The organism is Zunongwangia pacifica (assembly GCF_023499215.1).
GTDB classification, from domain to species: domain Bacteria; phylum Bacteroidota; class Bacteroidia; order Flavobacteriales; family Flavobacteriaceae; genus Zunongwangia; species Zunongwangia pacifica.
Window position 1 is genome coordinate 196,410 of sequence record NZ_JAKHSK010000003.1, and the last position, 14,769, is coordinate 211,178.

General features: G+C 35.6%; 9 protein-coding genes. 5 read left to right on the forward strand and 4 right to left on the reverse strand.

The window, feature by feature from the left end:
* Positions 1-43 precede the first annotated feature (43 nt).
* Positions 44-772 (reverse strand): carboxypeptidase-like regulatory domain-containing protein, encoded by a 729-nt coding sequence (locus L1967_RS03545; protein WP_249600345.1) that lies wholly within the window; start codon positions 770-772, stop codon positions 44-46.
* Positions 773-1,042: 270 nt separating this feature from the next.
* On the opposite strand from L1967_RS03545, the gene L1967_RS03550 reads away from it, so the two are divergent.
* The gene (locus L1967_RS03550) at positions 1,043-1,426 is read left to right on the forward strand and encodes a BlaI/MecI/CopY family transcriptional regulator (protein WP_338063510.1); all 384 of its coding nucleotides are present in this window, start codon (positions 1,043-1,045) and stop codon (positions 1,424-1,426) included.
* The gene (locus L1967_RS03555) at positions 1,427-2,857 is read left to right on the forward strand and encodes an N-acetylmuramoyl-L-alanine amidase (protein WP_249600347.1); all 1,431 of its coding nucleotides are present in this window, start codon (positions 1,427-1,429) and stop codon (positions 2,855-2,857) included.
* Positions 2,858-2,977: 120 nt separating this feature from the next.
* Here L1967_RS03555 and L1967_RS03560 read toward each other — a convergent pair whose 3' ends face one another.
* Positions 2,978-3,814, reverse strand: coding sequence for an OmpA/MotB family protein (locus L1967_RS03560; protein WP_249600348.1), 837 nt, complete (start codon positions 3,812-3,814; stop codon positions 2,978-2,980).
* A 433-nt stretch (positions 3,815-4,247) separates the two neighbouring features.
* On the opposite strand from L1967_RS03560, the gene L1967_RS03565 reads away from it, so the two are divergent.
* Both L1967_RS03565 and tamL read left to right on the forward strand, forming a co-directional pair.
* On the forward strand, positions 4,248-9,254 hold the full coding sequence (locus tag L1967_RS03565) for a translocation/assembly module TamB domain-containing protein (RefSeq protein WP_249600349.1): 5,007 nt from the start codon (positions 4,248-4,250) through the stop codon (positions 9,252-9,254).
* The gene (tamL, locus tag L1967_RS03570) at positions 9,251-11,566 is read left to right on the forward strand and encodes a translocation and assembly module lipoprotein TamL (protein WP_249600350.1); all 2,316 of its coding nucleotides are present in this window, start codon (positions 9,251-9,253) and stop codon (positions 11,564-11,566) included. The genes L1967_RS03565 and tamL overlap by 4 nt, the downstream gene beginning before the upstream one ends.
* Before the next feature lie 6 nt (positions 11,567-11,572).
* Here the strand turns inward: tamL and upp are convergent, their stop codons facing one another.
* Positions 11,573-12,232 carry a uracil phosphoribosyltransferase gene (upp, locus tag L1967_RS03575; protein ID WP_249600351.1) on the reverse strand — a complete coding sequence of 220 codons (660 nt, stop codon included), beginning with the start codon at positions 12,230-12,232 and terminating at the stop codon, positions 11,573-11,575.
* Positions 12,233-12,417: 185 nt separating this feature from the next.
* Between upp and L1967_RS03580 the strand changes: the two genes are divergently transcribed.
* On the forward strand, positions 12,418-13,035 hold the full coding sequence (locus L1967_RS03580; RefSeq protein WP_249600352.1) for a hypothetical protein: 618 nt from the start codon (positions 12,418-12,420) through the stop codon (positions 13,033-13,035).
* A gap of 118 nt (positions 13,036-13,153) precedes the next feature.
* Here L1967_RS03580 and nhaA read toward each other — a convergent pair whose 3' ends face one another.
* On the reverse strand, positions 13,154-14,473 hold the full coding sequence (gene nhaA / locus L1967_RS03585) for a Na+/H+ antiporter NhaA (RefSeq protein ID WP_249600353.1): 1,320 nt from the start codon (positions 14,471-14,473) through the stop codon (positions 13,154-13,156).
* Positions 14,474-14,769: the final 296 nt, after the last annotated feature.

Below are 14,769 nucleotides of genomic sequence, written 5' to 3' on the forward strand. Positions count from 1 at the left end.
GAGGGGTTTTGCTTTTTAATATTTGAGGTTTTTTGGTTTTATTTTACTGGTTAGAAATTACTTCTTCCCGGTATTCTCTGGCAGATTCCTGTAATTTTTCAATGAAGTCTAAGGTGTGGTTTTCTTCCAATAGTGCTGAGGTATACTCTTTGGTTTCCAGAAAATTAAAGAACATAGTATGGTATTCTTGCGGAATTTTAAGTTCATTCGTTAAGAATTCTACATTGAAAAGCTCGTCGTTTTTAAAAATGGCTTCAAACTGTTCAAATCTTAATGGATAGGTTGCTTTGGTGTTTACTTGCTCTTTCTTTTTCTTCGGGAATAAGAGTCGGGCGAAATAACGGGGTATTTCAAGTAAGTTGCCATTGCCTGGCCTGTAGGACATCGGGTTTCTAGCAATATCATTTTGTATACCTTTAAATAATTGATCATCCAATTGCGCTACCGGGGTCTTAAAAATTTTACCGCCGGTAAGTTTTACTTCTTCCAGACTATTCGTTTTTAATTCGACTACTATGGTTTCTTCAAAATGCTTTTGTTCTACTACAAAACTATAGGTGTCGTAAGCGATAGAGGAAAAACGGATGCTGTCGCCTCTAGCAGCAGAAATTGAAAACTTACCATCCTGGTTTGTTTCCACAAAAAAGCCTTTCGATTTATTTTCTACTTTAAAATTAGGAACGATTCCCTCGCTCTCATAAACGTATCCAGTAACTTTTTGCGCATTTGCAGAAACGCTAATAAAGATCAATAGCCAAAAAACATACTTCATTTTAATCTTTTTATAGTTTTTCTTGAAAATTCTATATCTGGATTCGATACTTTCAAAATCTCTGTAGCTATAAATCTTAAGAAGCTTTGTATACTTTGGTATAATAATCATGGAAGGGATGATGGATGAATTTCTATAACGTTGTGGTTTGTAAGATTATTGGATTAAACCTAAAATTTGAGTAATTAAAATGATTCAACGACGAATATTTTCCAAGACTAACTAATTATTAAATTTTATTACTACATTTGTAGTGTAAAAACTACTAATGTGGTAATAAAACAATTCTCTAAATCTGAATTACAAATCATGAAATACCTTTGGGCTATTGAGAAGGGATTTCTTAAAGATATTGTAGATCAATTTCCAGATCCGGCACCAGCTTACACTACGATTTCAACATTGATCTCGAGGATGGTTAAGAAAGGATATATAGGTTTTGAAAAATATGGGCGTGATAAAGAATATTATCCCAAAATCACCAAAACCGAATACTTTAAAAATCATTTTAAAGAGATTGTTTCTGGATTTTTCAATAATTCGAGTTCTCAATTCGCTTCGTTTTTTACAAAGAATTCAGATTTAAGCTTAGAAGAACTTAGAGAGTTAGAAAGTATTCTTCAGAAAAAAATAAAAGATAAAAAGCAGCAGTAAATGATCGCATATTCAATAATAAGTATTCTTAGTTTAAGCTTGTGCTACTTCATTTATCTAGCTTTTGTTAAAACTAAAAATCATCAATTTAGCAGATTCTTTTTACTGCTTATTTTGGTAGGAGGCTTAAGCGCTCCTTTACTGCCTATCTCAAACTTATTTGAAAGTAATCTACCACCCATAAATTTTGATTTTAATGCTGAAGAAATATTCGCAGAACATTCAGGAGAATTGAAAAGTGCATCATCAAATGATTTAGGTAGCGAAAAAACTTTAATTCCTTCCGAAGAAAATAAACCGAATTCATTAAACATCTTACCGATCTTTTTCTGGCTAATAACGGCTGTTTTCATCTTACGCTTTGCCTGGAATTTATCGCTTGTCTATAGAAAAATAAAGGCTTCAAATTTCGAAAAACAAGGGAAATATCAGCTTAGTTTTTCGATCAACAACGACGAATCTTTTAGCTTTTTCAACTATATTTTTATTGAGGATGAAAAAAATGAAACAACCCTAGAATATATTTTAACCCACGAGAAAGCCCATGCAGATCAATTTCATTCCGTAGATCTATTATTTGTTGAAGTTTTGCTATGCTTCTTCTGGTTTAATCCTGCATTATGGTTTTTAAAAAAAGAAATTATTCAAAATCATGAATTTCTAGCAGATGAAGCAGTTTTAAAACAAGGCTTTGAAAGAAACGATTATGCATCAACGATATTTAATTTTTGCCGGGCGAAACAAACCAGCCTGGCCAGTTCATTTAGTTTTATCAATACCAAAAAACGAATTACCATGATTTACAAACATCATCCATCAAAACCGAAATTATTATTAAATCTATTTTCAGCATTAATTTTATTTGCTTCAGTATTAGTTTTCAGCTCTTTTGCCGCAGAAAAGAGTGATCCTAAATTTGTGGTGCTTTTAGACGCCGGGCATGGCGGGATAGACCCGGGAAATCTTCGGCACGGAATTCTAGAAAAAGATATCAATTTAAAATTAGCTTTGGCATTAGAAAAATTAAGTGATCGCAAGGTAGAAATTCGACTACTTAGAGATAAAGATGAATTTATAGATCTAAACCAGCGCTTAGAAATCGCGAAGACCAGTGATGCAGACCTTTTGCTAAGTTTGCACCTGAGTGCCAGAGACAGACATGGAGTTCAGGGATTTTATAATCCAGAGAGCAGTAGTGCTGCAGAATCTAAAGAAATTGCTGCAGATTTGGTTGCCATTTTTCAGAATAAGGCTTCAAAAATTAATGAAGCAAAATTTATAATCTTACAAGGTACAAAACCTTCCATATTGTTAGAAGTGGGGGATCTTGCGAATAACGAAAATTTAAATTATTTAAATTCTAAAGTAGGTCAGGAAGAAATCGCAAGAAATCTTTTTAAAAGCTTGAAAACCATTGCTGTAAATCGATAACATTAGGTACGAATTTATATTTAAATATTAAAAAGGCGAAACCATATGGTTCCGCCTTTTTTAAACAATTTAAACTTTTTATTTATGGAATTCAATAAAAGCCTTTTGCAATTTGTCAGATTATATTTCTCCTTCAGAATCTAACATTGCGAAGAATTTATCAAGATTTGGGATAACTACAATTCTTGTTCTTCTGTTTTTAGCCATATTTTCCTTAGATGTATTTTCGACTAATGGTGAATAGCTACTTCTTCCGGCAGCGATAAGTTTAGCGCCGTCTACATCATATTTATCCTGTAATTGTCTAACAACCGCTGTTGCTCTTCGTACACTAAGATCCCAGTTATCTTCTAACCAGGAATCTTCAACCATTGTTCGGTTATCGGTGTGACCTTCAACCATAACTTCCATAGCAGGTTCACTATTAATTACTTCTGCAAGCTTTTTAAGTAGTGGTTGGGCTTCATTGGATAATCTATAGCTACCACTTCTAAATAATAACTTGTCTGAAACATTGATCATCACTACTGTTTTATCTACAGTAATATCTACGTCGTCGCCATCTTTACCTTCGGTAATCTCTTTTTTAAGATTGTAAGAAATTGCAGCGTTAATAGAATCTTCCAGTGTTTCTACACCTTCAAGTTCAGATGCATCCATTTTAGCAATGGTTTTTCTCATGCGCTCTTTTGTCTTATTAGACATCGCAGTTACATCGTTCATTTCTAATTTCTCATCGTTAGAGGATCTTAGTGAATTGATTTTAGCATTGTAATCTGCGACCCTGGCTTCTATAGCAGCGTATTTTTCTTCAATTTCTTCTTTTTCTACTCTGGTTTTTTGAAGGTTACTTCTGGTATCGTCCAGCTCACCCTCTAATGCTACATATTTCTTTTTTGAAACACATGAGGCCAATAGGGCCGTTGTAAAAACTGTTACCGCTAAACTTCTTCTCATTTTTCTCATTATTTAAGTAGTTAATAGTTTAATAAAACGCCCAACGTTTCCGTCAAACGATGGGCTAAAACAACGCAGAATTTTAATAGATCATTCGTTTTTTAGCATATTTAACGCCCTATTAAACTTTTTTCACATTTAGCTATTTAGGGTTTCAAAAACTTGCCCAAATTTTATTGGGGTATACTTTAGTTACTTTGTAAGTAGTTTGTTAATTAGGGATTTACCTTCATTTATAGCTATTAATTAATTTTTTGAATTGGTGATCTCTAAAAAATAAAGTGATGAAAATTTCTAAACTAGTGTGGAATTTGTTCCACAGATGGGGACATTTCAATTTTAACAGAAGATTATAAGAATATCGTGTAAAATATGCCTTCTTAGTAGTTAATTGCAGTGGCATTTTCCATCACTAACCAAGATATACCATAATTTGAGTAAGAAGCATCCAAAACTCAGAAAAGCCTTAAGAATTACGCTAAAGATCTTAGCAGGGATTCTTATTTTCTTAGTACTACTTATACTTTTTATCAGAAGTCCGTGGGGACAAAATATTATCGTAAATAAAGTAGTCTCTTCGATCAAAAAGAAAACGAATACCGAAGTTGAAATAGATCGTTTATTTATCACCTTTGGTGGCGCGATAAGTTTAGAGGGACTTTATTTAGAAGATGAAAAAGGCGATACGCTGGTGTATGCCCATAATCTGGAAGCAAACATCCCCATCTGGCCTATTATAAAAGGTAGCGGATTTGGGATTAATGATCTTGATCTAAAAGGGCTTAAAGCCAATATCTACCGTAAAGATTCTGTTTCTGGCTATAATTTTCAGTTTTTAATGGATGCTTTTGCGGCTTCAGACTCTACGAGCACTCAGCAAACTCAAGCTCAGGATACTACTTCAATGGATATTAGTATCGGGGATGTGAACCTTCAGAATATTATTCTGAATTATGAAGACGAGGTGACCGGGATGGAAGCCGAAATTAAATTGGGGGAGCTGGATGTCGCTATGCGGAAAACAGACCTTAAAAATATGCAATTTGAGGTTGCAGATGCTTCCCTGAGCAATACTATGTTGGTTTACCGCCAACATAAATCCTTACCACCAGGCGAAGATACAGAAACTCCTATGCCGTTAATTGTGGTAGATCAGCTAAAATTGAATAATGTAAACGCCAAATATCAATCTGAGCCCGACGGGATGCTGGTTGATGCACATATTCCAGAATTTCTTGGGGAAATGCCCAAAATGGATCTGGGCAATTACGAAATTCAGTTGAATAACATCAAACTAAAGAAATCGAATGCATTGTTAAGAATGCAAACCAAAACTGCACAGTCTCAGCCTCAGGATGCTGTTGCCAATGATACTAAGAGCTTTGAGTGGCCGGTCTGGAAAATCAACGTCCAAAATATCGATTTACAACAAAATAACATAGCTTATATTGTAGACAGTGCTAAGATCGAGCAGCGTAAGTTTAATCCAAATGCGTTAAAGTTTAGAAATCTTAATCTTAAAACGGGGAATATAAACTTAGCAGATTATAAGCTGGATGCCGATATTAATCTGATTAGTTTTCAGGAAGCCTCGGGATTAGATCTTCGGGAGTTCTCTACAGAAATCACTTTGGATAATTCAGCATTGAATGTAAAAAACCTTTTGCTGGCTTTAAATAACAATCAGCTTCAGGGAACTTTAAAATTGAATTATGATTCTGTAGAAGATTTTATTGATAAGCCTGAGAATGCGAATTTAGAGGCCAGTCTTTCTGAAATTCAATTAGATATTAATGAAGTTTTCAGATTTCAGCCTTCACTTCAGCAAAATCAATACTTAAAGGCGTTAAGCCGCAAGTTAGTTACGGGAAGTTTAAGCGCTAAAGGTAAATTGTCGAATATAAGGATTCCTTCAGCAAATATTTCCTGGGGAAGTCAAACCAATATAACTCTTAACGGTCAAATTCGAAATGCGACCGACCCAGATAATATTTACTTCAATATTCCACGTTTTAGGGTACGTTCTACAAAAAACGATCTTAACTATTTTGTAGATGAAAAGCAGTTAGGAGTTCATTTACCTAACACCCTTGCGTTATCTGGAAATCTTTCGGGAACACCGAGTGATATTAAAGCAGATGCCACCTTAAAATCTAGTCTGGGAGATATCATTGCCAAAGGGAATTTTCAAAATTCCGAAGAAATAGCATTTCAGGCAGATGTAAAAGTGGATAGTTTAGGGCTGGGTGAATTGTTACAAAATCCTGCTTTAGGAAAATTAAGCCTTAACTTAAAAGCGAAGGGAAGTGGTAGTACCGTGAATACACTCGATGCGCAATTGGAAACTAATATTAGCCATTTTAGCTATAACAATTATCCTATAAAAGATTTAAAAATTACCGGTGATATTACCAATGGTCGCGGTGATGTAAAAACCAATTATAAGGACGATAATCTTAATGCAGATTTACTTGCTAATGTGGTTTTAGATTCGGTTTCGCCAGAGTTTAACGTAAATCTCAATGTTCCCGGAGCAGATTTGGCAGCTTTGGGTATTGTAAATCGAAATATCCGAACCGGATTTAAACTAACCGGAAATTTTAAAGGAAATGGGGAAACGTATAAAGCTTCTGCTGAAGTTAAGGAAGGCGTTGCGGTGTATGATAACCATACTTATTTGTTAGGAAATCTTAATGTATCGGCTTATGTGACTCCAGATACCACTTCGGTAAAAGTGAAGAATAAAATGCTGGATTTAAACCTGCAATCTAATGCAAGCCCGGTACAATTTAGTCAGGCACTGCAACGTCATTATCAAAATTATCTTACTGAAGATGATTTAACCGATACCGTAGAAAATCCGGTAAACTTGTATTTAAAAGGAACGATAAGTCAGGCACCCATTCTTAACGAAGTGCTATTAGTAAATTTAGAAGAATTGGATACCGTAAAATTAGATGTCGATTTTAACGAAAAGCAGCATAAATTAAATGCAGATGTTAAAGTACCATTTGCACAGTATTATGGGGCGGCAATCGATAGCCTTGGGATTTCGGTGAAGTCAGACCGTAAAGATCTGGATTTCAGCTTTGGGTTTAATGCGATTAGCGCCGGCCCGCTGGAATTAAAGAAAACACAGTTAAAAGCTAACCTCGCCAGCCGGGTACTTCATCTAAATTTCAATTCGGTTTACAACAAAGATACGCTGGTAAATGTATCTTCAAAATTGTCAAAAAACGATGATACTTTTAGATACGAAATTAGTGACAAAAAATTAATTCTGAATAAAAATCCGTGGCAGGTAAGCCAAAATAATGCTCTTTTATATGACGGCAAATCTATAGAATTCGAGAATTTCAGGATTACACGAGAAAGTCAGTCTTTAGAACTGGTAAATAAAGAAAATGAGCGAAATTTAGATAATGTCACTTTGCTTTTCGATAATTTTAAATTAGCTTCATTTTTAAATTTCCTTAATCCTGAAGTGAAATTAGCCGAAGGAAATATGAATGGTCGTTTTGCGTTGGTGGAACCTTTTGGGAAAACAGGGATTCTGGCCGATTTAAATATTGACCAATTGCAATCGATGGATGTAGATCTTGGAAAGTTATCCTTACGAGGAATTGCAAAAGGAGCCGAAAAATACCGTTTCGAAATGGCAATGAAAGAAGGGGCGGTAGATATGGATTTAACCGGGAATTATAAAGCGGCAGATTCTACTGCTAACCTTGATATGAACCTTGATCTTAATAAAGTAGAAATGGCAGCGGTAACCGGTTTTTCATTTGGTGCATTACAAGAGGGTAAAGGTTCTTTTAATGGAAATATAAAACTGAATGGTACGGTTGCAAATCCTGAATATTCCGGGAAGCTGAATTTTAATGATGCACAGTTTACGGTTTCGATGCTCAATGCCCCTTTTATTTTTAAAGATGAAACGCTCGATTTAGATAATAATGGCGTTTATTTTAATAATTTCAAGATTGGCGATACCAAAGGAAATTCTTTTGTAGTCGACGGTGAGTTAGGGACAGAGAGTCTGATTAATCCTACTTTCGATCTTAGTTTTGAAGCCAATGATTTTAATGTCCTTAATTCTACTGAAGAGGATAACGACCTTTTCTACGGTACGGCTAGTTTTGATGCACAGGCCACTTTAAAAGGTGATCTTACCTTACCAAAACTAAAATTGAAGCTTGAAGTTGGTGAAAATACCGATGTGACTTATGTGGTTCCCGAAACTGAGCTGCAAATGCAGGAAAGAGAAGGGATCGTAGCTTTTGTAAATAAGGAGAATCCAGATGATATTCTTACCCAAACCGAAGAAAAATCGTATGTGTTTAGTGGGTACGACATAAGCGCACAATTGCAAATTAGCGAAGAAGCTATTATAAACGTCATCCTAAACGAACAAACAAACGATAATCTTCAAATTCAGGGAAATGGTGATTTGCGTTTTGGTATTTCCCCAAATGGACGAACCACACTTAGCGGAAAATATACCATTACCGATGGACATTATGAAATGAGCCTTTACAATCTGGTAAGTCGTAGGTTCGAAATTGCAGATGGTAGCTCGGTAAGTTGGAGTGGAGATCCTTTTGATGCCAATTTAGATGTTAGGGCAATTTACAAAGTAGAAACCTCGGCTTACGCACTTATGGCTGCCGGTGTTTCCGCTGGCAGTAGCAGTGATAAGGACAGGTTCAGGCAGGAGTTGCCATTTATGGTGTACTTAAACGTCGATGGTGAATTAATGCAACCTAAATTAACTTTTGGCTTAGATATGCCAAGAGATTCACAAGGCGCTATTGGCGGCAAGGTATATGGTAGGGTACAGCAATTAAACAGTCAGGAAAATCAATTAAACAAACAGGTTTTTAGTTTGCTGGTTTTAAACAGGTTTTATCCAGATGCGGGCACAGATGGTAGTAATGGCGGTACGATGGCGATTGCACGAGAAAATATTAGTCAGGCACTATCAGATCAGTTAAATATGTTTTCTGAAAAACTACTCGGCGATACTGGGGTCTCCCTTAATTTTGGAGTCGATAGTTATACCGATTATCAGGGCGATAATGGCCCTCAACAGCGAACAGATCTTAATGTAAGCGCCCAAAAGAAACTTTTTGACGATCGTTTGATTGTAAGTGTAGGAAGTCAGGTAAATATCGAAGGTAGCAATAGCGGAAGACAGGAAACCAATCCGTTGATTGGGAATGTGAGTTTAGAATACCTGCTTACCGAAGATGGAAGATTTAGAGTGAGAGGTTTCCGAAGAAATCAATTTGAAAATGTAATTGACGGCCAGCTTATCGTTAGCGGTATCGCCCTTATATTTACGCGAGAATTTAACGAATATCGAGAGTTGTGGAAGAACTTTTTGAAGTCTGAAGAGCAAGAAGATCAACCAGCCAAAAAAGAAGAAGAGGAAGAATGAAAATAAGGAAGTACAGCATCATATTTTTAAGTGCTTTAGGTTTGATGAATGCCTGTAGCGTAGATAAATATATTCCTGAAGACGAATATCTTTACCGGGGAGCCGATATTACGCTAATACCCGACACCACGTCTATAGAAGATTTGGATAAAGTAAAATTAGAACTTCAGAATGTGCTTGTTCCTAAACCTAATACTAAGTTTTTGGGTGGTTATCCCGGTTTATATTTTTATTACAAAGCACAACGTGAAAAACCAGGTTTTATCAATAAATTTTTAAATAAAAAAATAGGTGAAGAGCCGGTTTATTTAAGTGACGTGGAGGTAGGCAATACAGAAGATTTAATTATAAATCGATTAGAAAATCGAGGTTTTTTTTATAGCCGGGTGAGCGCAGATGTAAACACTAACGATAAAAAAAAGACAGCGACTGCCGCTTACGATGTAGGGGTTACCACACCTTATAAAATGGAAACGTACCAGTTGGTAGAAGACAGCCTACCCATTTATAACGATATGAAACCAATGGTAGCAGAAAGTCAGTTTTTTAAAGATATGCGCTTTGATCTTACTAATATGAAGAAGGAACGGGAGCGTTTAGATAAAGCTCTTAAAGAAGAGGGATATTATAATTTTAATTCAGGATTTTTGCTTTTTCAGGCAGATACTAATCAATACGATAATAAGCGCTTTGATCTTTATTTAAAAGTCAAAAAAGATGTCCCGGAGAAAGCTTTAATCCCCTATAAAATTTCAAAAGTTAATATTTATCCCAATAGTGCTATAGAGCGGGATTCTTTAGAGAAAGGTAAAGTTCGGTTTAATAACAAAACCTTTGTTCAGGATCAGGATAGTGTCTTTTTTCTGCCAAAGCGGTTAGATCCGTTTGTTTTAATTGAAGAAGGGGATTATTATAGCCCAGATAATTCTAGATCGACCAGTAGACGTTTAGGATCTATTGGTGCGTATAAATTTATCAATATCGATTATCAGGAAATAGATACGTTAGCCAATGATAGTATAGGTGCGCTAGAAGCCAATATTTATTTATCTCCATTAAACAAGCGAGCGATCAGGGCCGAATTACAGGGGGTAACCAAATCTAATAATTTTGCAGGGCCAAGTCTTGCGGTTTCGTTAACCAATAGGAATTTATTTAAAGGCGGTGAAATTTTAAATATTCAGGCTCGTGTAGGGTACGAAGTTCAGGTAGCTAGCGGTAATAATACCGGTTTAAACAGTATTCAATTAGGTTTGGGAAGTGATCTTATTTTTCCAAGGTTATTATTTCCGTGGCAATTTAACGAAGACTTTTTTGAATATGACATCCCTAAAACCAAGATTAGTTTAAATGCCGATTATTTAAGACGTAGTCAGCTTTTCGCTTTAGGATCGGCTTCTGCAACTTTTGGGTATATCTGGAACGCCAATCGCTATGTGACCCATACCTTCGATCCGGTTGCTGTAACTTATGTAGATTTGATCAACACGACTACCGAGTTTAATGAGGTACTAAAACAGAATCCCTATTTGCAAAGTAGCTTCGATCAGCAGTTTATTGCAGGATCACTATACAGTTTTACCTACAACGGAATGGTGGATCAAAACGATACCCATCAGTTTTTTGTAAATTCTACATTAGATATTGCGGGAAATTTATTAGATCTTATTAGCGGGCATTCTGAAGAAGATCCGCAAACCGTTTTTAATTTAGAATATGCGCAATACGCTAAAGCTGATGTTGATTTTAGATATCATCTAAATTTTGGCGGAGGTAAAAAAGTGGCTACCCGACTTTTTGCGGGCTATGGAATGCCTTATGGAAATTCTGATATTATGCCTTTTACCAAGCAATATTTTTCAGGAGGGCCATATAGTGTACGGGCATTTAGGATTAGGCAATTAGGACCGGGAGTTTATAATCCTGAAGCTAATACCAATCAAAATACCGATGAAGAAAATGTTATTAATACCGATTATTTTGATCGCGCCGGGAACATTCGGTTAGAAGCCAATATAGAATATCGTTTTCCGCTTTTTCCACCTTATGTAAATGGTGCTGTCTTTGCCGATGCCGGTAATGTATGGACTTCCAAAAACGAAGATAGTCTGCCTGGAGGGCAGTTCAGTTCTAATTTTTTAAATGAATTAGGAATTGGCACGGGAGTAGGCGTACGCGTAGATATTCAAGGATTTGTGATTCGTTTTGATCTAGCGGCACCTATGCACGATCCTTCTCTACCAGAAGGGGAACGCTGGACGTATGATTTTGGCAGTCCTATTTTTAATTTCGCAATTGGATATCCATTTTAGATAAAATTAATGTTGTTTTTTTGATCCGAAGCAAAGGTCACTGGCATCACCAAGTCCGGGTACAATATAACCTCTGTCATCTAACTTTGGGTCTATGGCGGCAATCCATAAATGCGTATTCTGCGGAAATTCGTCATCAAGAAGTTTTAAACCTTCTTCAGCACCAATTACTGCCACTAAATGGATCTCTTTTGGAGTTCCCATTTGTTTTAAAGCCTGCATTACATTTACAAATGAACGCCCTGTAGCCAGCATGGGATCGGCAAGGATTAATGTTTTTCCGTTTAGAGAAGGAGAAGCCAGATATTCTACTTTAATTTCAAATTCTTCACCATCGTTAGGATGATGCCTATAGGCTGAAATAAATGAGTTTTCAGCATCGTCAAAATAATTTAAAATTCCGTTATGTAATGGAACACCGGCACGAAGGATGGAACAGATTACAATATCATTAGCCGGGATATCAATTTTAGAAGTGCCCAGCGGAGTAGAAATGTCTTTAGTGGTGTATTGTAATTTACTGCTTAGTTCGTAACTGAGTATTTCTCCCAAACGTTCTATATTTCTGCGGAAGCGCATACGATCCTGCTGAACGTTAACGTCACGAAGTTGGGCAATAAATTTGTTGGCAATCGAGTTATTATTTAATAAATGATGAACGTGCATCGATTATAAATTTTGGTGTTAGATGCATTAAATATACAAACTATCATAAAGGATTCCATTCTGAAGGGCTTTAGAATTTTTTCAGAAATAGGTATTGATTGGTGAAAAAGCTGAAATTCGATATAAAATAGATTATTTTTGGCTATATTTTTGATTATTATTCTGAAGTTAATTCCGCAGAAAAAATGAAAAACATAAGTTTGAGTTTAGTTTTATTGCTCTTTGCCCTTAATTTTATTCAGGCTCAGGAAATCCCGAGTACCAATAATACCGGCGGATCCATAAAGCCGGCTACCAGCGGTAGCAATTCTATCTTTCTTCCACGGGTGGATAACGAGGTGGAAGATATTTTTATGAAAAAGGAAGAGCCTAAGATTAATATGCGCCAGGATAAAAACGGACTCTTAACCGAAGGGGATCGTGTTGCGGCAGAGTGGAAAGCCGATAAAAAGGCCAAAAGTGAATATGCCAAAGATCAATATCTTGGAGATGTAAAAACTAGCGGTAAATTTGTGGAATTATACTGTAGGGATCACGAATTTGTAGATGGAGACCGGGTGAAAATCACCGTTAATGGCGAAGTGATTTTTAATAATTTAGCATTAACAGGTTCTTATAGACCAATATTGGTAACTTTGCAAAGTGGTTTTAATACTATAGAATTTGAAGCTTTAAATCAGGGATTATCTGGGCCTAATACAGCAATGTTAAAAGTTTTTGGTGAAGATGGCCAAGAGTTAGTCTCAAAAGAATGGAATCTTCTTACCGGGGCAAAAGCCAGCTTAATGGTGGTAAAACAATAGTATAGGATATATTTGTTCTTTTTTAGAATTATATTTTTATAAAAGTACGGCTCGTTTTAAAGCGAGCCGTCTTGTTTTAAGTCAATTTCGCAATCGCTATCAATTTGTGGCTTAGTTGTTATTTAGTTTTGCTAATGCTATTTAGATAAGAATAGCCAATAAAACCTGCTAAAATTGATGCGGTAAGAATACCTATTTTCGCTTGAGTCAGCATTGTGGGATCATCGTAAGCAAGTTCGGTCACAAATAACGACATTGTAAAACCAATACCACCTAAGCAACCTACGCCATAAATATGTTTCCAATTTACACCTTTTGGTAATTTACAAAGTTTTATGGCAACCAGTAAACGGGTAAAGAGAACAATCCCACAAAACTTACCAATAATTAAACCGATGATGATCCCTAAAGTAATGGGGCTTAAGAAAAAATTAAAAGAATTGGTGTTTATCGTAACTCCTGCATTGGCAAATGCAAAAATAGGAAGTACAAAGAAATTTATAAACCTATATAAACCATATTCCAAGCGTTGCAATGGAGAGATCGCCTCTTTGGTAAGTAGTGAAATTTTTTGAATGATAACTTCCGTTTCTTCGCTATGCTTACTTAATTTTTTAGGATTTTCATTTTTGGTAATCTGAAAAGACAGGGATTTTATTTTTCGTAAAAAAAGCGGCGTTTTTATAGTAGAGGTGTTTGGTATGGCAAATGCAGCCAATACTGCCGCAATTGTAGCGTGAATCCCTGAAAGTGAAACAGCTAGCCATAATCCCCCAAAGCCTACAAGCATATAGAAAAGGATATTTTTAATACCTATATAGTTAGCGAGAATCAAAATACCTAGAAATATAGCGGCAATACCCAAATTATAAAATGAAATTTCTGAGGTATAAAATAAGGCAATGACTAAAACGGAACCCAAATCGTCAATGACTGCAATGGCGGTAAGGAAAACTTTTAGAGATAATGGTACTTTGTCACCAAGAAGATATAATAGTCCCAGGGCAAAAGCAATATCGGTGGCCATTGGGATTCCCCAACCTCCAATTGCCGGGGTACCATTATTAAATAGGCTAAAAATAATGGCAGGTATAATCATACCACCAATGCCTGCTATTAGCGGCAAAAGAGCTCCTCTAAAAGAAGATAGTTCACCATGTAACACTTCCTTTTTAATTTCAAGACCAATAGAGAAAAAGAACATTGACATTAATCCATCATTGATCCAGTGTAAAACACTCTTGTTAATTACAAAGTCATTTATACCAATATAAATGTGTTGCTCCCATAAGCTATGATAAATTTCAGATAGGGGAGAATTGGCAATAATCATGGCCAATACCGCAGCACAAATTAAAAGAATACCAACAGATGTTTGTTTTTCAATAAAATTCTTAACCGGTAAAACCAGGTACTGGTCTAAAGGTGATTTCTTCATGACGGCTATTTTTATGGACAAAAAATGTAGTGTGGTTATCCAAACTTAGCGAAATAGCTTTTTTAGGATTATGACAAATATCAGTGGAGATTTAATTTCACTTTATTAAAAAGAAGAAGATGTATGGAGAAATATAATGAAATACTTTCTTTAAAGTACTAGAAGTTTAAGGTATGTGTAAGATAAAACTTATTTGTAAACTACCTGAATACAAGCATTGGAGCATTTAATCTCGATTATCGCGTACATCATGAAACCTCTTCTACTTCCCTGAAATTATAACATGAATTTAGCAT

Coding starts and splice junctions, on each gene's coding strand:
- L1967_RS03560 (WP_249600348.1), bottom strand. CDS start 3,814: ATGAGAAGAAGTTTAGCGGTAACAGTTTTTACAACGGCCCTATTGGCC.
- tamL (WP_249600350.1), top strand. CDS start 9,251: ATGAAAATAAGGAAGTACAGCATCATATTTTTAAGTGCTTTAGGTTTG.
- L1967_RS03555 (WP_249600347.1), top strand. CDS start 1,427: ATGATCGCATATTCAATAATAAGTATTCTTAGTTTAAGCTTGTGCTAC.
- L1967_RS03580 (WP_249600352.1), top strand. CDS start 12,418: ATGAAAAACATAAGTTTGAGTTTAGTTTTATTGCTCTTTGCCCTTAAT.
- upp (WP_249600351.1), bottom strand. CDS start 12,232: ATGCACGTTCATCATTTATTAAATAATAACTCGATTGCCAACAAATTT.
- nhaA (WP_249600353.1), bottom strand. CDS start 14,473: ATGAAGAAATCACCTTTAGACCAGTACCTGGTTTTACCGGTTAAGAAT.
- L1967_RS03545 (WP_249600345.1), bottom strand. CDS start 772: ATGAAGTATGTTTTTTGGCTATTGATCTTTATTAGCGTTTCTGCAAAT.